The 18692-nt window shown below is 72.7% G+C and carries 12 protein-coding genes and 2 rRNA genes; 4 read left to right on the top strand and 10 right to left on the bottom strand.

Annotated features, from left to right (window positions below; all coding sequences use genetic code 11):
- Positions 1-127: 127 nt before the first annotated feature.
- On the bottom strand, positions 128-2113 hold the full coding sequence (locus C569_RS0118590; protein WP_026268331.1) for a TIGR03960 family B12-binding radical SAM protein: 1986 nt from the start codon (positions 2111-2113) through the stop codon (positions 128-130).
- A 207-nt stretch (positions 2114-2320) separates the two neighbouring features.
- Here C569_RS0118590 and C569_RS30570 point away from each other — a divergent pair, with 207 nt between their 5' ends.
- On the top strand, positions 2321-4240 hold the full coding sequence (locus tag C569_RS30570) for a hypothetical protein (RefSeq protein ID WP_036346241.1): 1920 nt from the start codon (positions 2321-2323) through the stop codon (positions 4238-4240).
- A 4-nt stretch (positions 4241-4244) separates the two neighbouring features.
- Here the strand turns inward: C569_RS30570 and C569_RS0118580 are convergent, their stop codons facing one another.
- From C569_RS0118580 to C569_RS0118570, 3 genes are all read right to left on the bottom strand, one after another.
- On the bottom strand, positions 4245-4937 hold the full coding sequence (locus C569_RS0118580; RefSeq protein ID WP_018787283.1) for a 1-acyl-sn-glycerol-3-phosphate acyltransferase: 693 nt from the start codon (positions 4935-4937) through the stop codon (positions 4245-4247).
- 157 nt (positions 4938-5094) lie between these two features.
- Positions 5095-8241: an isoleucine--tRNA ligase gene (gene ileS, locus C569_RS0118575; RefSeq protein ID WP_018787282.1), complete on the bottom strand. Its 3147-nt coding sequence runs from the start codon at positions 8239-8241 to the stop codon at positions 5095-5097.
- A 307-nt stretch (positions 8242-8548) separates the two neighbouring features.
- Complete coding sequence (locus C569_RS0118570) at positions 8549-10108, bottom strand: alkaline phosphatase (protein ID WP_018787281.1); 1560 nt, start codon at positions 10106-10108, stop codon at positions 8549-8551.
- A 194-nt stretch (positions 10109-10302) separates the two neighbouring features.
- On the opposite strand from C569_RS0118570, the gene C569_RS0118565 reads away from it, so the two are divergent.
- Entirely contained in the window at positions 10303-10740 is a 438-nt protein-coding gene (locus C569_RS0118565) for a carboxymuconolactone decarboxylase family protein (protein WP_026268329.1), read from the top strand.
- A 214-nt stretch (positions 10741-10954) separates the two neighbouring features.
- Here the strand turns inward: C569_RS0118565 and ndk are convergent, their stop codons facing one another.
- The gene (gene ndk / locus C569_RS0118560) at positions 10955-11380 is read right to left on the bottom strand and encodes a nucleoside-diphosphate kinase (protein ID WP_018787279.1); all 426 of its coding nucleotides are present in this window, start codon (positions 11378-11380) and stop codon (positions 10955-10957) included.
- Positions 11381-11525: 145 nt separating this feature from the next.
- Here ndk and C569_RS0118555 point away from each other — a divergent pair, with 145 nt between their 5' ends.
- Complete coding sequence (locus C569_RS0118555; protein ID WP_018787278.1) at positions 11526-12872, top strand: glyoxalase/bleomycin resistance/dioxygenase family protein; 1347 nt, start codon at positions 11526-11528, stop codon at positions 12870-12872.
- A gap of 72 nt (positions 12873-12944) precedes the next feature.
- Here the strand turns inward: C569_RS0118555 and C569_RS30565 are convergent, their stop codons facing one another.
- The 3 genes from C569_RS30565 to C569_RS0118540 are packed head-to-tail and all read right to left on the bottom strand — an operon-like array spanning position 12945 to position 17355.
- Positions 12945-13400 (bottom strand): DUF4233 domain-containing protein, encoded by a 456-nt coding sequence (locus tag C569_RS30565; RefSeq protein WP_018787277.1) that lies wholly within the window; start codon positions 13398-13400, stop codon positions 12945-12947.
- Positions 13397-14740: a folylpolyglutamate synthase/dihydrofolate synthase family protein gene (locus tag C569_RS0118545; protein ID WP_018787276.1), complete on the bottom strand. Its 1344-nt coding sequence runs from the start codon at positions 14738-14740 to the stop codon at positions 13397-13399. The genes C569_RS30565 and C569_RS0118545 overlap by 4 nt, the downstream gene beginning before the upstream one ends.
- A complete protein-coding gene (locus tag C569_RS0118540; RefSeq protein ID WP_018787275.1) occupies positions 14737-17355 on the bottom strand; it encodes a valine--tRNA ligase in 2619 nt (872 codons plus the stop codon). Before C569_RS0118540 ends, C569_RS0118545 begins: the two co-directional genes overlap by 4 nt.
- A 70-nt stretch (positions 17356-17425) precedes the next feature.
- Between C569_RS0118540 and C569_RS0118535 the strand changes: the two genes are divergently transcribed.
- On the top strand, positions 17426-18103 hold the full coding sequence (locus C569_RS0118535) for a hypothetical protein (RefSeq protein WP_026268328.1): 678 nt from the start codon (positions 17426-17428) through the stop codon (positions 18101-18103).
- Positions 18104-18410: 307 nt separating this feature from the next.
- Here C569_RS0118535 and rrf read toward each other — a convergent pair.
- Positions 18411-18527 (bottom strand): 5S ribosomal RNA (gene rrf / locus C569_RS0118530).
- Between the two features lie 79 nt (positions 18528-18606).
- Positions 18607-18692: ribosomal RNA gene (locus tag C569_RS0118525) — 23S ribosomal RNA — on the bottom strand; the annotation flags it as partial.

Here is an 18692-nt window from a genome sequence, read left to right as displayed (position 1 = left end):
GGACGCAGCGTATCGAGGAAGAACCAGTCGGGGCACCCCACCCCGCGTACCGCGGCGGTCACCGGGGGAAGACGACGGAGCGCGGGAACCCGATCGGGTTCCCGCGCTCCGGTGGGTGCGGGCGGCCTCAGCCCTGAGCGGCGGCGGGCAGCTTCAGTCCGTTGACCGGGGTCAGCGGCAGCAGCTTGCGGCCGGTCGGGCCGATCTGGATCTCGGTGTCCATGGCCGGGCAGACACCGCAGTCGAAGCAGGGGGTCCAGCGGCAGTCGTCCTGCTCGTACTCCGACAGCGAGTCCTGCCAGTCCTGCCAGAGCCAGTCCTTGTCCAGGCCGGAGTCGAGGTGGTCCCAGGGCAGGACCTCCAGCTCCTCGCGCTGCCGGGTGGTGTACCAGTCGAGGTCCACGCCGTACGCCGGCAGCACCTCGGCGGCGGCGTCCACCCACCGCTGGTACGAGAAGTGCTCGCTCCAGCCGTCGAACCGGCCGCCGCTCTCCCAGACCTTGCGGATCACCGCGCCGACCCGGCGGTCCCCCCGGGACAGCAGGCCCTCGATCAGCGACGGCTCGCCGTCGTGGTAGCGGAAGCCGATCGCCCGGCCCAGCGACCGGTCGCTGTTGATCGCCTGCTTGAGCAGCTTGAGCCGGGCGTCGATGACCTCCGGCCGCTCCATCGAGGCCCACTGGAACGGGGTGTGCGGCTTCGGCACGAACCCGCCGATGGAGACCGTGCAGCGGATATCTTTGGACCCGGTCGCGGCGCGGCCGGCCCGGATCACCTCGTGCGCCATGTCGGCGATCTCCAGGACGTCGGAGTCGGTCTCGGTGGGCAGGCCGCACATGAAGTAGAGCTTCACCTGCCGCCAGCCGTTTGAGTACGCGGTGACCACGGTGCGGATGAGGTCTTCCTTCGACACCATCTTGTTGATCACCTTGCGGATCCGCTCCGACCCGCCCTCCGGGGCGAAGGTCAGACCGGTCCGGCGTCCGTTGCGGGACAGCTCCTGGGCCAGGTCGATGTTGAACGCGTCCACCCGGGTCGACGGCAGCGACAGCGAGACGTTAGTGCCCGCGTACTGCTCGGCCAGGCCGGAACACATGTCGCCGATCTCCGAGTGGTCGGCCGACGACAGCGACAGCAGGCCGACCTCGTGGAAGCCGGAGAACTCCAGCCCCTGCTGCACCATCTGGCCGACAGTGGTGATGGAACGCTCCCGCACCGGGCGGGTGATCATGCCGGCCTGGCAGAAGCGGCAGCCACGGGTGCAGCCCCGGAAGATCTCCACCGCGTACCGCTCGTGGACCGTCTCGGCGAGCGGGACCAGGGGCTTCTTCGGGTACGGCCAGGCGTCCAGGTCCATCGTCGTGCGCTTGTGCACCCGGAACGGCACGTCCGGGCGGTTCGGCACGACCCGCTGGATCCGGCCGTCCGGCAGGTAGTCGACGTCGTAGAAGCGCGGCACGTAGACGCTCTCGGTGCGGGCCAGCCGCAGCAGCAGCTCGTCCCGGCCGCCCGGGGAACCCTCGGCCTTCCATTCGCGGACGATGGCGGTGATCTCCAGCACCGCCTCCTCGCCGTCGCCGAGCACCGCGGCGTCGACGAAGTCGGCGATCGGCTCCGGGTTGAACGCGGCGTGCCCACCGGCCACGATCACCGGGTCGGCGTCGGTGCGGTCGGCGGCGAGCAGCGGGATGCCGGCGAGGTCGATCGCGGTGAGCAGATTGGTGTAGCCCAGCTCGGTGGAGAACGAGACGCCGAACACGTCGAAGTCGCGGACCGGGCGGTGGGCGTCGACGGTGAACTGCGGCACGCTGTGGGCGCGCATCAGCTTCTCCAGGTCGGGCCAGACCGCGTACGTCCGCTCGGCGAGCACGTCGGGCAGCTCGTTGAGCACCTCGTACAGGATCTGCACGCCCTGGTTGGGCAGGCCCACCTCGTACGCGTCCGGATACATCAGCGCCCACCGGACGGTCGCGGCGTCCCAGTCCTTGACCACCGCTCCCAGCTCTCCACCCACGTACTGGATGGGCTTGGTCACCTGCGGCAGCAACGGCTCCAGCCGGGGCCAGACGGAGTTGGCGGCGGCGGGACGGGGGGTCGTGGACGGGGCACTCATGATGCCCAAGCGTACGCGGTGCCCCCGCCTTCGCCCGCGCCCGCGCCCGTGTCCGTCGCGTTGATCAAGGAGTTCGTGTGCCGTCCGGCGCTCCCGCCGGACCCGAACTCCTTGATCACCGGAGTGGGGCCGGACACCGGGGCGGGATTCGTCCCGGGTGGCGGGACGGTACTAACCTCGCAACGGGCGCGAGAGGAGATAGCCGCGATGCCGCAGCCGCAGCCGGGGGCGGACCGGCCGGCCGACGGGGCCGAGATGCCGTCCGTCACCGAGCCGGCGACCGCCGTCGACACCGAGGACGCCACCGGCGCCTCGGCTCCGGCGTCGCCGTCCGACACTCCGGAGACCGCCGACGACCGGTCCCCCGGCGCAACGGCGGCCGACCAGCCGTCCGACGCCGCCGACGGCGGACCGCACGACGGTACGCCCCGCGGCCGGCCGGCGGCCGTCGTGTCCGACGAGCAGCCGCACCACACCGAGCCCGGCGACCGGCCGTCCGACGATCAGGTGCACGCCTCGCCGCCCGACGAGCCGGCGCGACAGGACGAAGCCGCCCGGCCAGCGGAACAGGCTGACCCGACGCGGCAGGACCAGGCCGCCGACGCGGCGGGGCAGGCTGACCTGACGCGGCGGGAGCAATCCGCCGGGCCGGGGACTCCGGCGGAACCGGCCGGCACCGCCGCGCCCGGCGACGCGAGCCCGCACCCGCCGGCCGGCGCGGCCGACGTCCCCGGCGACGATTCCGAGGCGCCGACCGCCGACGCCGCAACGCCGGCCGGGCCGGTCACCCCGGCTCGGGGTTCGGCAGCGGTTCCCGGCCGCACCACACCCGTCCCGACCCCGCGCACGGGGCGCCGGCCGGATCCGACGCGCATCGACCTCGCGCCGCAGTCGCCCCAGCCCACCCCGGATCCCACCCGGGTCGACGACGCCCCGGATCGCACCCGCGAGGAAAGCACGCCCGACCCGACCCGGGTCGAGGCGCCCACGCCCCGCTGGAGCGGTTCCGCCGCCGTCCCGCCACCGCCGGCACGCCGGCCCGCCTGGGGCGAGTCGGCCGAGCCCACGCCCGTGCCGCCGCTCGCGTCGCCGGAACACGCCACGCCGGTCGACCCGTGGGCCGGGGTGGACACCACCGGCTGGGAGCTGCACGCTCCCGAACTGCCGCCGCTGACGCCGACGATGCCCTACACCGCGCCCTGGACCACGCCGGGCGACCCTCACCCGGCCCACCCGGCGCCACCGGCGGCTCACCCGAACCCACCGGCACACCCCACCCCGCAGCCGGCGCCACCGGCCCATGCCGCGCCGCCCGCCGCCCGCCCGGTGTCGCCGCCCGACGCGCCGTACGCCGGACCGGCCCGGCCGGTGTCGCCGCCGCACCACCCGCCCTACCCCGGACCGGCCCGCCCGGTGTCGCCGCCGCACCACCCGGGTGCGCCGGCCGCCCGGCCCGTCGCGCCGCCGCCCGTCGCGCCGCCGGTGAAGCCCGGACGGCCGCCGAAGCAGCGCCGGGGCAAGGCCGGGCCACCTGCCGCGCCGCCACCGGGCTGGCAGCAGCCGCCCAAGCGGACCCGGCGCCGGCGCCGCTGGCCCTGGATGCTGCTGCTCTCCGTGGCCTGCTGCTGCGGCGTCCCGCTCTGGTGGATCCAGCCGGTCTCCAGCCAGTACCCGGCCAGCGCCACCCTCCCGGACCGGATCGACTCGATGCGGCTGCGCCAGGACGAGAGCAGCCGGGCCACCGCCGAGGAGCTGAAATCCCAGGTACGCGAGTCGAACCTGCTCGCCGAGGACACGTTCGCCGGCATCTACACCACGAACGACGGCAAGCGGGTGACGTTGTTCGGCAGCACCGGCCTGCGGTTCAGTCCGGAGTCGGACGCCAAGTCGGAGATCGACCGCCTCGCCGGGGACTACGCCCTGAAGGAGTCGGTGGCAGTGGACACCGGCGTACGGGGACGCTACGAGCGCTGCGCCGTCGGCCGGGCCGACGGCGACTCGGTGGTGGTCTGCGTCTCGGCCGACCACGGCAGCCTCACCACCGGCGTGTTCACCCGGCTGTCGGTGGACGACAGCGGGCGGCTGCTCGACGACCTGCGCCAGCGCGTGGTGGTGCCGAAGTCCTGACCGCTCAGGCGGCCTGGTCGCCGCCGGTCTGGTCGGCGCGCTTCGGGGCGTAGCGCGGGACGTACTCCTGGCCGCTGAGCTTCTGGATCTCGGCCATCATCTCGTCGGTCATCGCCCGCAGCGACGTGCGGTCGTCGGGACGGCCGGTGAAGTCCAGCGGCTTGCCGAACTTCATAGTGATCTTGGCGCGACCCGGCCGCGGGATCCGCGTACCGATGGGCTGGGCCTTGTCGGTGCCGGTCACGCCGACCGGGATGATCGGCACACCGGCGGCGATGGCCAGCCGGACCGTGCCGGTACGCCCACGGTAGAGCCGCCCGTCCGGCGAGCGGGTGCCCTCCGGGTAGACGGCGACCAGGTCACCGGCCTTGAGCACCGGGATCGCCGCGTCGAACGCGGTGAGCGCGGCCCGGCCCCCGGCCCGCTCGACCGGGATCGCGCCCAGGCCGGTGAGGACGAACTTGGAGAAGCCGCCCTTGAGCCCGGCACCCGTGAAGTACTCCGACTTGGCCCAGAACGCCAGGTGCCGGGGCACCACGGTGCCGAGGAGCAGCTCGTCGGCGACCGAGAGATGGTTGCTGGCGAAGATCGCGCCGCCGGCCGCCGGGATGTGCTCCAAACCCTCCACGTGCGGACGGAAGGCCAACCGGAGCGCGGGCGCCACGGTGAGCTTGCCGATGGTGTAGAGCAGGGGCACGGGTCCTCCGGCGGTCGTACGTGAAACAGGCGCTGTCACGGTAGCCGACGCGGCCGTCCGCCACCGAGCGGGTGGCCCGCAGTCCACTGGCTGGGTGCGGGCGTTGAGCGGGGGCCCTTCCTCTACCTGAGGCGTCGAGAAGGGCCCCCGCCTCACATCACACCTTGCGGACCGCCACGGTCACGCGCTCGCCCTCGCCGGCCTCGCCGTCGAAGCCGTCGAGGCCCTCGGCGAAGTCGACGCTGTCGGCGAGCACCTCCCGCGCCACGAACTCGGTGTACGCGGCGACGGCCGCGCGCACCTCCTCGGACGCGGAGACGGCCACCGTGATCCGGTCGGAGACGTCCAGCCCGGCCTCACGGCGGGCCTGCTGCACGACCCGGACCACGTCCCGGGCCAGCCCTTCGGCCGCGAGTTCCGGCGTGACCCCGGTGTCCAGCACGACCACTCCCTCACCGCCCGGAAGCGGCGCGGAGTGTTCGGCGTCGGCGGCGACCAGGCGCAGCTCGTACTCGCCCTCGGCGAGCGTGACCCCGGCGGCGACCGGGGCGCCGTCGCGCAGCTCCCACTCCCCCGCCTTGACCGCCTTGATCACCTGCTGGACGGCCTTGCCGACGCGCGGGCCGAGCGCCCGCGGCACCACTGTGAGCACCTGCTGGCAGTACGCGGACACCTCGCCGGTGAGCACGACCTCCTTCACGTTCACCTCGTCGGCGACCAGGGCGGCGAAGGGCCGCAGCTGGGCGGCGACGGGCGACGCCACGGTGAGCTTCGCCAGCGGCAGCCGCACCCGCAGGCCCTTGGCCTTGCGCAGCGACAGGGCCGCCGAGGCGACCGCCCGGACGTTGTCCATCGCGGAGACCAACTCGTGGTCGGCCGGGAACTCCTCCGCGGACGGCCAGTCGGTCAGGTGGACCGACCGCTCGCCGGTCAACCCGCGCCAGATCTCCTCGGCGGTCAGCGGCGCCAGCGGCGCCACCACCCGGCACAGCGTCTCCAGCACGGTCCACAACGTGTCGAACGCGTCCGCGTCGCCGGCCCAGAACCGGTCCCGGGACCGGCGCACGTACCAGTTCGTCAGCGCGTCCAGGTAGGACCGCACGGTGGCGCACGCGCCGGAGATGTCGTACGCGTCCATCTGCGCGCCGACGGTCGCGACCAGCTCGTTCGTCTTCGCCAGCACGTAGCGGTCGAGCACGTTCGCCGAGTCGGTACGACGACGCGCGGTGTGGCCGTCGGCGTTGGCGTAGAGCGAGAAGAAGTACCAGACGTTCCACAGCGGCAGCAGCACCTGGCGCACCGCGTCCCGGATGCCCGACTCGGTGACCGCCATGTCGCCGCCGCGCAGCACCGGCGACGACATCAGCATCCACCGCATCGCGTCCGACCCGTACGAGTCGAACACGTGGTAGACGTCCGGGTAGTTGCGCAGGCTCTTGGACATCTTGCGCCCGTCCGAGCCGAGCAGGATTCCGTGGCTCAGGCAGTTGCGGAACGCCGGCCGGTCGAACAGCGCGGTGGCCAGCACGTGCATGGTGTAGAACCAGCCGCGGGTCTGCCCGATGTACTCGACGATGAAGTCACCCGGGTAGTGGTGCTCGAACCACTCGCGGTTGGAGAACGGGTAGTGCACCTGGGCGAACGGCATCGAGCCGGACTCGAACCAGCAGTCCAGCACCTCCGGCACCCGGCGCATCATCGACTTGCCCGTCGGGTCGTCCGGGTTGGGGCGGACCAGGTCGTCCACCGCCGGCCGGTGCAGGTCGGTCAGGCGTACGCCGAAGTCACGCTCGATGTCGGCCAGCGAGCCGTACACGTCCACCCGCGGGTGGTTCGGGTCGTCGGAGCGCCAGACCGGGATCGGCGAGCCCCAGAACCGGTTCCGGCTGATCGACCAGTCCCGGGCGTTCGCCAGCCACTTGCCGAACGAGCCGTCCTTGATGTGGCCGGGCGTCCAGTTGATCTGCTGGTTCAGCTCGACCATCCGGTCCTTGAACCTGCTCACCGCGACGAACCACGACGACACCGCCTTGTAGACCAGCGGGGTGTCGCAGCGCCAGCAGTGCGGGTACGAGTGGGTGTAGGTGTCCTGCCGCAGCACCACACCCCGCTCCTTCAGTTCCCGGATCACCGGCTTGTTCACGTCGAAGACCTGCTCGCCCTGGTACGGCGGGACCAGCGCGGTGAACCGGGTGTGGTCGTCCACCGTCACGACGGTGGGGATGCCGGCGGCGTTGCAGGTGTTCTGGTCGTCCTCACCGAAGGCGGGCGCCAGATGGACGATCCCGGTGCCGTCCTCCGTGGTGACGAAGTCCGCGCCGAGCACCTGGTAGGCGTTCGGACCGGCCGGCTCGACCAGGAAGTCGTAGAGCGGCGTGTAGCGGCGTCCGGCCAGGTCGCGGCCGTACACGGTGCCGACCTGCTCGTACCCCTCCAGCTCCTTGGCGTACGCGCCGAGGCGCGCGGCGCCGACCACGTAGCGCTCGCCGTCACGCTCGAGCAGCGCGTACTCGATGTCGGGGCCGACGGCGAGCGCCAGGTTCGACGGCAGCGTCCACGGCGTGGTCGTCCAGACGCCGAGCTTGACCGGCCCGCGCAGCGGCTCCGGCGCGTTCTCGTCGGCGGTCAGCTCGAACCAGACGGTGAGCGTCGGGTCGTGCCGGTCCCGGTAGACGTCGTCCATCCGGGTCTCGGTGTTCGACAGCGGCGTCTCGCACCGCCAGCAGTACGCGAGCACCCGGAAGCCCTCGTAGACCAGACCCTTGTCGTGCAGGGTCTTGAAGGCCCACATGACGCTTTCCATGTAGTCCAGGTCGAGCGTCTTGTAGTCGTTGGCGAAGTCGACCCAGCGCGCCTGCCGGGTGACGTACCGCTCCCAGTCGTGGGTGAACTCCAGCACCGACGTGCGGCAGGCGTCGTTGAACCGGGCCACGCCGAGGTCGAGGATCTCCGCCTTGGTGGTGATGCCGAGCTGCTTCTCGGCGACCACCTCGGCGGGCAGGCCGTGGCAGTCCCAGCCGAACCGGCGCTCGACGTGCCGCCCGCGCATGGTCTGGTAGCGCGGCACCACGTCCTTGACGTAGCCGGTGAACAGGTGGCCGTAGTGCGGCAGGCCGTTGGCGAACGGCGGGCCGTCGTAGAAGACGTACTCGTTCTCGCCGTTCCGGCCGGCGTCGCGGGCCTCCACCGACGCCTCGAAGGTCTTGTCGGCCGTCCAGTGCTCCAGCACCCGGCGCTCGACCGCGGGCAGGTCCGGGCTCGCCGGGACGCCGGCGCCGGTCGGGTCGTGCAACGGATAGGCCATCGCCTGTCGCTCTCCCTCAGCAGCTCACTCGTCTGTGGTCTGCGAGGACGAGCCGACTCCGGTGCGCCGTGACCGGCGCCCCGGGCGTGGCCCGCGGTACCACCCCGCTTGGCGGCCGAGGTGCGACCGCCCGCTCGTTGGCCGGCTGTGACGGGCCGTCCCGTCCGGTTCTACTGGGCCGGTGACCCGGCTGTTCTTCCGGAGGCTCGCCGGTGATGGCCGGGTCGTCGCCTGTGCCCCGCAAGCGTACTCGACCTCCCACCCGCCGCGCCTCCGACTATCTCCTCTCCCATCGACCCCGGGCGGGTCAACGGCGGGAGGTGGGGGCCGGGAGGGTGGTGGTCCAGAGGGAGACGCCGGTGCGGTCGCGCAGGTGGACCGTGAGCGCCCGCGACGCGCCGTCGATGGTCACCTCGCCGAAGTGCTGGAAGCCCTCGGCCGGGGAGGTGTTGGCCCGCGGCGGGGCGTGCACGAAGACCGCCTTCGGGCCGAACGTGCCGTCGAGCGCGTTCGGGCCGAACGCCCCCGCGTGCGCCGGGCCGGAGACGAACTCCCAGAACGGGCTGAAGTCCCGCACCGCCGCACGCGCCGGGTCGTAGTGGTGGGCGGCGGTGTAGTGCACATCGGCGGTGAGGAACACCAGCCCGGTCACCCCGGCCCGGTGCGACGCGCGCAGCACCTCGGCGAACTCCAGCTCCCGGCCGGCCGGCGCGCCGTCGTCGCCCTGCGCGACGCCCTCCTGCGCGCCCGCAGCGTCGGGCACCACCACCCCGATCGGCAGGTCGTTGGCGATCACCTTCCAGGTGGCGCGGGACGCGCGCAGTTCCCGGATCAGCCACTCCCGCTGCGCCCGGCCGAGCAGGCCGCGGTCACGGTCGGCGTACGTGTTGCCGTCGTTCGGGTCCTTGTAGGTGCGCATGTCCAGCACGAACACGTCCAGCAGCGGCCCGTACGACAGCCTGCGGTACATCGGCCCGCCCGTCGACACCGGCAGCCACTCGTGGAACGCCTGCCGGGCCCGGGCGGCGAGCACGTCCACGCGCTTCTCGCCGTACCTGTCGTCGGTCAGGATCTCCCCCGGGTACCAGTTGTTCACCACCTCGTGGTCGTCCCACTGGTTGATCTGCGGCACCTGGGCGGCGAACGCCCGCAGGTGGGTGTCGAGCAGGTTGTACGCGAACTGCCCCCGGTACTCGGCGAGCGTCTCGGCCACCTTGCTCTTCTCCGGCGTCACCAGGTTGCGCCAGGTGCGGCCGTCGGGCAGGACCACGCTCTCGGCCAGCGGTCCGTCGGCGTACACGGTGTCGCCGCTGCACAGGAAGAAGTCCGGCCGGCGCTCCCGCATGGCCCGGAAGATCGCCAGGCCGTCGAAGTCGGGGCTGATCCCCCAGCCCTGCCCGACGATGTCGCCGGTCCACACGAACCGCACGTCACGCCGCTGGTGCCGGCCGGGGGCGGTGGCGAACGAGCCGGTCAGCGGCTCGCTGCACAGGCCGTGCCGGTCCAGGCTCTCCACCCGTACCCGGTAGTGCAGCCGCTCCCCCGCGGGCAGGCCGCGCAGCCGGACCTTGCCGGTGAAGTCGCCGGTGGGGTCGACCACCGGGCCGCGCACCAGCCGCGCGCCGCGCAGGTCCGGCCGGCGGCTCACCTCGACCAGCATCCGGCCGGGCCGGTCCGCGCGGGTCCAGACCAGCGCCGAGTCGGCGGTCACGTCGCCGCTCTGCACGCCGTGGGTGAGCAGCGGCCGGCCCCCGGCCCGCAGGCCGGGCGCGGCGGGCGCGCCGGGCGCACCGAGCAGCGCGCCGCCGGCGACTCCACCGGCGACCAGGCCGGCACGGAGCAGGGTACGTCGATCGATGTGCGTCATGGGTCCTCCCGGTGTCGGCAGTGTCACCGGCCCCGGTCTACCGGCCCCAGGTGACCGGCGACTCCGACAGAGGTGACCGGCACCCCAACGACTGCTGTCGACCCCGGTCATGACCACCGTCACACCGCCGCGCCGTCACACCGCGCCCGCCGTGTCCCGTCCTGTCCGCGTACCCGAACCTCAAGGAGGCGGCGATGAGCCGGATGGACATGGCGGCGGTGGCGCCCGAGGCGTTCCAGGCCGTGCTGGGCCTGGAGAAGTACGTCCGGGCGAACGTGGACCACACCGTGCTGGAGCTGGTGAAGCTCCGGGCGTCGATGCGCAACGGCTGCGCGTTCTGCGTGGACATGCACAGCCGCGAGGCGCTGGCGGCCGGCGAGGACAGCCGCCGACTGTTCGCGGTCGCGGCGTGGCGCGAGGCACCGTTCTTCGACGAGCGGGAGCGGGCCGCGCTGGCCCTCACCGACGCGGTGACCCGGCTCGGCGAGCACGGCGTGCCGGACGACGTCTGGGACGCCGCGGTGAAGGTGTGGTCGGAGAGGGAACTGGCGGACCTGGTGACGGCGATCGCCACCATCAACGTGTGGAACCGGATCGCGGTGACCTGCCAGACGCAGCCGCCCACCGGGTAGTGCACCCCGGGCGTCGCCCGGTTCCTCTACAGTCGCCGGTGACGCGCTGCCCGCCCGGCCCGTCCCGGTGACCGGAAGGCGGTCACCGGGCAGGCGCGTACCCGGGCGGCGGCCCTGGCGGAGCGGATCGTGCGCGAGCTCGGCGCGCTGCCACCCGCGCCGACGCCCTGACCTGACGGGCCGGCGGCGGCCCGGGGCCGCCGCCGGAAACCGCTCAGGCCAGCTCGGGGAACCAGAGCGCGATCTCGCGCTTGGCACTGTCCGCCGAATCGGAGGCGTGCACCAGGTTCTCCCGGTTCGACAGCGACAGGTCACCGCGGATGGTGCCGGCGGCGGCCTTGCGGCCGTCGGTGCTGCCGATCATCGCGCGCACCACCTCGATCACCTGGTCGCCGGAGAGCACCAGCGCCACCAGCGGGCCGCTGGTCATGAACGTCTTCAGCGGCGGGTAGAACGGCTTGTCGACGTGCTCGGCGTAGTGCTGGTCGGCGAAGCCGCCGTCCATGGTCCGGCTCACCATCGCGTCGATCCGCAGGCCCTTGCGCTCGAAACGGGACAGGATCTCGCCCACCAGACCGCGGCGCACCGCGTCGGGCTTGATCAGTACGAGCGACCGCTCGTCCGGGCTGCTGCTGGACACGCTGGGTTCCTCCTGCGCACTCAAACGGGGTTCGGCTGGGTACGGTCAGCGTAGCGACCCGGTCCCGGCGCCGGCGCGGCGGCTGCGTCTTCCCTGGCCCGCCGCGGCGGCCTAGCCTGGCCCTGGAACCCCTGGGAGGTCCACTGTGGCGAATGGCGGGAACCACACGATCGCGCCGGTACGCAAACTGATCGGGGCGGTGCTGGGCACCGTCGCCACCTTCGTGACCGTGTTCGGGCTCGGCATGACCAGCTGGGCCATCGTGGCGCTCGGCGTCGCGCTACTGGTGCTGGCGATCGCCCTGGCCACGGTACGCGGCGGCGGCCGCGCCTGGGTGATCGGCCTGGGGCACGTGCACAGCGCGTCCGAACCGCCCACCCAGTACGCGTTCGGCCGCTGCGAGCTGCAACTGGTCATCGACGCGCCGGGGCTGCCACCCCGCTCCAAGAAGATCATCGAGCCGCGGGTGCCGGTCGCCAAGTGGCCCTCGCTGGGCCAGGCGCTGCCGGTCCGGGTGGCGCTGGACGACCAGCGACACGTCCGGGTGCTCTGGGACGAGGTGCCCACGCACGCGGAGAGCACCGCCGCGGTCGCCGACCTGCCGCCCGAGTACGCCGCCGAGCCGGACCCGCTGGACGAACCACTGATCGCGCAGGAGGCGCCGCCGTGGGCCGGGCGCGCGCCGGAGGACGACTTCCGCGACGACTACCCGCCCGCGCCGGACCCGTACCTGGACGACGTCCCGGCCCGGGCCGAGGACCGCGAGCCGGTGGTGCTGCACCGGAGCCCCGGCGGCCCGGTGGTGCTGGAGGGGCAACTCGTCGAACGGGCCGAACGCACGGCCGGCCCCGGCGCGCTCCCCCGCCGCGCCCCGGCCCCCCGCTCGCCGGTCGAGGAGCCGGCCGACACGGTGCCGGTCGAGACGGTGCTCACCGACCCCGGGCCGGCCGACACGATCCCGACGAACGCCGGGCCGGCCGACACCGTGCCCGACCCGATCGACGTGCCGCTGGACGACCCGCCGGACGCTCCGCGGCGCTCCGACGCGCCGACCGCCGAGGAGCTGGACGAGGCGATCTTCGGGCCGTCCGACGCGGTCGAGCCGGACGAGCCGGCCAGCCCGATCAGCGGCGTCGGCATCACGCTGCTCGTCACCGACCTGGACCGGTCCCTCGACTTCTACCGGGAACTCGGCTTCGACGAGCTGGACCGGGGCGAGGGCAACGCCGTGCTCTCCTCCGGGCCGACCCGGCTGGTGCTGCGCCGGGTGACCGGCGCCGCCCCGATCAGCCGCCGCCTGGTGCACGTCAATCTGGAGGTGGACGACATCCAGGGGGCGTACGAGCGGCTGCGCGACTCCGGCGTCCGGTTCACGTACGCGCCGCGTGTGGTCAACCGGGGCACCAAGCTGGAGGTGTGGGCGGCAGCCTTCCGCGACCCCGACGGCCACGGCGTCGCGCTCACCCAGTGGCGCACCCTCGCCGAGGTGTAAGGAAGGGCCCCCTCTTAACGCCTCAGGTAGAGGAAGGGGCCCTTCTTAACACGCGCAGCCGCGCGACGGCGCTCAGCCGAGGATGACCCGCCGCACGTGCAGCGCGTACGCCCACACCAGCGCGAACATCACACCGAGCGCGAACAGCGACCAGTGCAGCAACCCGGAGAGCAGCAGCAGGCCCTGGAGGACGGTGCCGGCGTGCCACGCCCACGGGCGGCCCATCATGCCGGCGAGCACCACGCAGGCGACCGCCAGCGCGACGATCGCGCCGATCGCCGCGCCGCTCAGGTCACCGCCGACCACCCGGATCGGCTGGATGGCCAGCAGCAGCACCAGCGCCTCCAGCGCCATCGTGCCGGCGCCGAGGCCGCGTACTGCCTTGTCCGGGTTCCGCAGCCCGGACCGCCGCACACCGGCCGGCGTGTGGCCCTCCGACGCGGCGCCGCCCGGCCGCTCGGCGCCGCCCGGCCGCTCCGGACCCGCTGGCTCGTACGGGCCGGCCGGGCGCTGCTGCGGGCCGGTCATCGCTTGAGCAGCCGGCGGGCGTCGGCCACTGTCACCACCGATCCCGTGATCAGCACGCCCACCCCGGCCAGCTCGCCCGGCACGTCCGACTCGGCCTCCGCCACCGCCGCCTCGATGGCGTCGGGCATCTTCCGGGTCACCTGCACCCGCTCCGGCCCGAAGATCTCCCGCGCCAGCGCGGCCAGTTCGTCCACCGGCATCGCCCGAGCCGAGCTGTTCTCCGCCACCACGATCGAGTCGAGCACCGGTTCGAGCAGTTCGAGCAGGCTCGCCGCGTCCTTGTCGCCGAGTACCGCCAGCACGCCGACGAGCTTGCTGAACGCGAACTCCTCCTGCACGGCGGCGACCGTCGCGGCCATCCCGTGCGGGTTGTGCGCGCCGTCGAGCAGCACCGTCGGTGCGGTACGCACCCGCTCCAGCCGGCCCGGCGAACTGGTCGCGGCGAAGCCCTCACGGACCGCCTCGATGTCGAGCTGCCGCCGGGCCCCGGCGCCGAGGAACGCCTCCACGGCGGCCAGCGCCACCGCCGCGTTCTGCGCCTGGTGCGCCCCGTGCAGCGGGATGAAGATCTCCTCGTACACCCCGCCCAGGCCCTGGATGGTCAGCACCTGGCCGCCGACCGCGACCGCGCGGCGCAGCACGCCGAACTCGGCGCCCTCGCGCGCGACGGTGGCGTTGACCTCGGCGCATCGTTCCAGGATCGGGCGGGCTGCCTCCTCCTCCTGCGCCGCTGCGATCACCGTGGCGCCGGCGTGGATGATGCCCGCCTTGTGCAGGGCGATGTCCTCGATCGTGTCGCCGAGCCACTCGGTGTGGTCCAGCCCGATCGGGGTGATCACGGCGACGCCGGCCTGGAGGACGTTCGTCGCGTCCTCCGCGCCGCCGAGCCCGACCTCCACCACCGCCACGTCGACCGGGGCGTCGGCGAACGTGGCGAACGCCAGCGCCGTGGTCATGTCGAAGTACGTCAGCGGCTCGGCGAACCGCTGGTCGACCAGCTCGGCCAGCGGCGCGATCTCGCGGTACGTGGACACGAACCGCTCCTCGCTCACCGGCTCGCCGTCCAGGCTGATCCGCTCCCGGACGGTCTCCAGGTGCGGGCTGGTGTAGCGGCCGGTGTGCAGCCCGAACGCCCGCAGCAGCGAGTCGATCATCCGGGCCGTCGAGGTCTTGCCGTTGGTGCCGGTCAGGTGGATCGACGGGTACGCCCGCTGCGGGCTGCCCAGCAGGTCGAGCAGGGTCTCGATCTTCTCCAGCTCGAAGTGCATCCGGGTGAAGCCGCGCGCGTTGAGCGCGGCCTCCACCTCGGCGAACGCCGTGCGGTCGGTGCGTTCGCTCATGAGGGAAGCGCCTCCAGGGCGGCGTCGATCCGGACCAGATCCGCCTCGGCCACCGCCAGCCGTTCGCGGATCTTCGCCACCACCGGCTCGGGCGCCTTGCCGACGAACGCCGGATTGTCCAGCTTCGCCCGCGCCTGGGTGGCTTCCTTCTCGGCGGCCGCCCGGTCCTTGGTGAGCCGGGCGCGCTCGGCGGCCACGTCGATCGAACCGCGGGTGTCGAGCGCGACGCTCACCTCACCGGGCATGGCCAGCGTGGCGCTCGCCTGGAACTCGTCGCCCGGCACGTCCAGCCGGGCCAGCGAGCGGACCAGCGGCTCATGCGCCGCGATGCCCGCGCCGGCCAGGCCGTCGAGCCGCGCGGCGACCCGCTGGGTGGGCCGCAGCCCCTGGTCCGACCGGAACCGGCGGACCTCGGTCACCACCCGCTGCAGGGTGCCGACCTCGCCCTCCGCGGCGTCGTCGATCAGGGTACGGTCGGCGACCGGCCAGGACGCGGCCAGCACGGTCTCGCCGCCGCTGAGCGCGGCCCACAGCTCGTCGGTGACGAACGGGATGACCGGGTGCAGCAGCCGCAGGAGCTGGTCCAGCACGTGCCCGAGCACCCGGCGGGTGGCGTCGGCGGCCGGGCCGCCCTCGGCCAGGACCGGCTTGCTCAGCTCCACGTACCAGTCGCAGACGTCGTCCCACGCGAAGTGGTAGAGCAGATCGCAGACCTTCGCGAACTCGTACGCCTCGAACTGCTCGTCGACCTCGGCGGTGACGTGCGACAGCCGGGACAGGATCCACCTGTCGACGGTGGAGAGGGCACCGGCGTCCGGCAGCGGGCCGTCGGTGTGCGCGCCGTTGAGCAACGCGAACCGGGTGGCGTTCCAGAGCTTGTTGCAGAAGTTGCGGGAGCCCTGGCACCACTCCTCGCTGACCGGCACGTCCTGGCCGGGGTTGGCGCCCCGGGCCAGCGTGAACCGGGTCGCGTCGGCGCCGAACCGGTCGATCCAGTCCAGCGGGTCCACCACGTTGCCGAACGACTTCGACATCTTCTTGCCGTGCTCGTCGCGGACCATGCCGTGCAGCGCCACCACGTCGAACGGCTGCACGCCGTCCATCGCGTACAGGCCGAACATCATCATCCGGGCGACCCAGAAGAACAGGATGTCGTAGCCGGTGACCAGCACGCTGGTCGGGTAGAACTTCGCCAGATCCGGGGTGCGCTCCGGCCAGCCGAGCGTGGAGAAGGGCCACAGGCCGCTGGAGAACCAGGTGTCCAGGACGTCCTCGTCCTGCCGCCAGCCCGCGCCGGACGGCGGCTCCTCGTCCGGGCCGACGCAGACGATCTCGCCGTCCGGGCCGTACCAGACGGGGATGCGGTGGCCCCACCAGAGCTGGCGGGAGATACACCAGTCGTGCATGTTGTCGACCCAGGCGAAGTAGCGCTTGGCCAGCTCGGAGGGCTCGATCGTCACCCGGCCGTCGCGCACCGCGTCGCCGGCGGCCTTCGCGAGCGGCGCGGTGTTGACGAACCACTGCAACGACAGCCGCGGCTCGACGGTCGTCTTGCACCGCGAGCAGTGCCCCACCGCGTGCAGGTACGGCCGCTTCTCGGCCACGATCCGGCCCTGCTCGCGCAGCGCGGCGACGATCGCCGGGCGGGCCTCGTACCGGTCCAGGCCCTGGAACGGGCCGGGCGCGGTGATGACACCGCGCTCGTCCATGATCGTCAGCGACGGCAGGTCGTGCCGCTGGCCGATCTCGAAGTCGTTCGGGTCGTGCGCCGGGGTCACCTTGACCATGCCGGTGCCGAAGCTCGGGTCGACGTGCTCGTCGGCGACGATCGGGATCCGCCGGTCGGTGAGCGGCAGCTCCACCTCGGTGCCGATCAGGTGCCGGTAGCGCTCGTCGTCCGGGTGCACCGCCACCGCGGTGTCGCCGAGCATGGTCTCCGCCCGGGTGGTCGCCACCACGACCTCGTCGCCGTAGCGGATCGAGACCAGCTCACCCTCGTCGTCGGTGTGCTCCACCTCGATGTCGGACAGCGCGGTGAGGCAGCGGGGGCACCAGTTGATGATCCGGTTGGCCCGGTAGATGAGCCCGTCGTCGAAGAGCTTCTTGAACATGGTCTGCACGGCCCGGGACAGGCCCTCGTCCATGGTGAAGCGCTCGCGGTCCCAGTCGACCGCGTCGCCCAGCCGGCGCATCTGGCCGAGGATCGCGCCGCCGGACTCGGCCTTCCACTGCCAGACCCGCTCGACGAACTTCTCCCGCCCGAGGTCGTGCCGGGACAGCCCCTCACCGGCGAGCTGCCGCTCGACCAGGTTCTGGGTGGCGATGCCGGCGTGGTCCATGCCCGGCAGCCAGAGCGCCTCGTACCCCTGCATCTTCTTCCGCCGGGTGAGCGCGTCCATGAGCGTGTGCTCGAACGCGTGGCCCATGTGCAGCGAGCCGGTGACGTTCGGCGGCGGGATGACGATGGTGAACGGCGGCTTCTCGCTGTCCGCCGACGCCCGGAAGTGCCCGCCGGCTACCCACTGCTCGTACCGTCGCTGCTCTACCTCGCCGGGCTGGTACTGGCCGGCGAGGGTCGGGGCGTCGGGGCGTCGGGCATCCAGTCTCTCGGTCACCTGCGAAAGTCTACGGAGCGCTTTCGGGGACCCGACGTGCACCACCTGTGATTCGCGTACGGTGGCGGTCATGTCCGACGCGCATCTCACCGAGCGCCCGGTCGACGGGGGTTCCGATCCGGTCGAGCTGACCGACGAGCCGATCGAGCTGAGCCGCCGCGATCCCGCGCAGGAGCCCGAACGCCGTCCCGTCTCGCGCCGCCGGAAGATCGTCCTGGCCGCTCTGCTCGCGGCCGGTCTGGCCGGCGCCGGCGCGCTCGGACTGGGCGGCTGGCGGGTGCTCCAGCAGAAGGACACCACTCTCGGTCGGCCCGCCGAGGTGGCGGGGCTGGTGCGGGACGACAGTGAGCGGGCCCGGAGCACCGCCGACTACCTGCGCGACGGGCTGGCCGCCGACATCGAGCTGGACCGCGGCTACGGCGCCGTCTACTCCGAGTCCGGGGACGCCAAACGTTCGGTGCTGCTGTTCGGTGGCACCACGCTGCTCTGGCAGCCCGAACGCGACCTGGACACCCTGTTCGGCCTGATGGCCGACGAGACCGGCCGGGTGGCGGGGCTGCGCGAGGTGGACGCGGGCCGCCTGGATGGCGTGATGAAGTGCGGTACGACGAGCGGCGACGGCGGCGACTTCGCGGTCTGCGGGTGGGCCGACCACGGCAGCGTCGTCATGGGCATGTTCCCGGGCCGCCGGGTCGACGACGCGGCGGCGCTGTTCCGCGACATCCGCGAGTCCGTCCAGAGCCGCTGAGCCGCGACCTCGGCGCCCACTCATCGGGCAGTACGCCGAGGTGCCCACACACGCTCCTGCCCCGCCCCCGCCACGTCGCCGTGTCGGCGGCCCCTGTCCCCTCCCACGCCCCGGTTTCGGGGTGATGGCCGCACTTCGGGGAAGTGGCGGCCTGGTTCGGCGGGCCGGTATCGGTGCCGGCAATGAGATGGGCGGTCCGTTGGTTACCCGCATCGGGGGCCAGCTCGGCGGCCGGTCTGGTGGTGTTTTCCGGGGGTGAACGCAATTCAGGGCCACCCCGGAAGGGGTGACCCTGAATGAAAAGGTTGTCCGGCGGTGTCCTACTCTCCCACACCCTCCCGAGTGCAGTACCATCGGCGCTGGAGGGCTTAGCTTCCGGGTTCGGAATGTGACCGGGCGTTTCCCCTCCGCCATGACCGCCGTAACTCTATGAACATGTCAACCAACCCAACAACATGGGCGGCAGTTTGTTCAGAGTTGCACAGTGGACGCGTAGCAGCTTGGTAGTCAAGTCCTCGGCCTATTAGTACCGGTCAACTGAACCCGTTACCGGGCTTACATTTCCGGCCTATCAACCCAGTCGTCTAGC

This window comes from Micromonospora sp. CNB394 (assembly GCF_000374985.1).
Lineage (GTDB): Bacteria > Actinomycetota > Actinomycetes > Mycobacteriales > Micromonosporaceae > Micromonospora > Micromonospora marina.
Note: the sequence above shows the minus strand (reverse complement) of the source record. Positions and strands in the feature narration are given on the sequence as shown.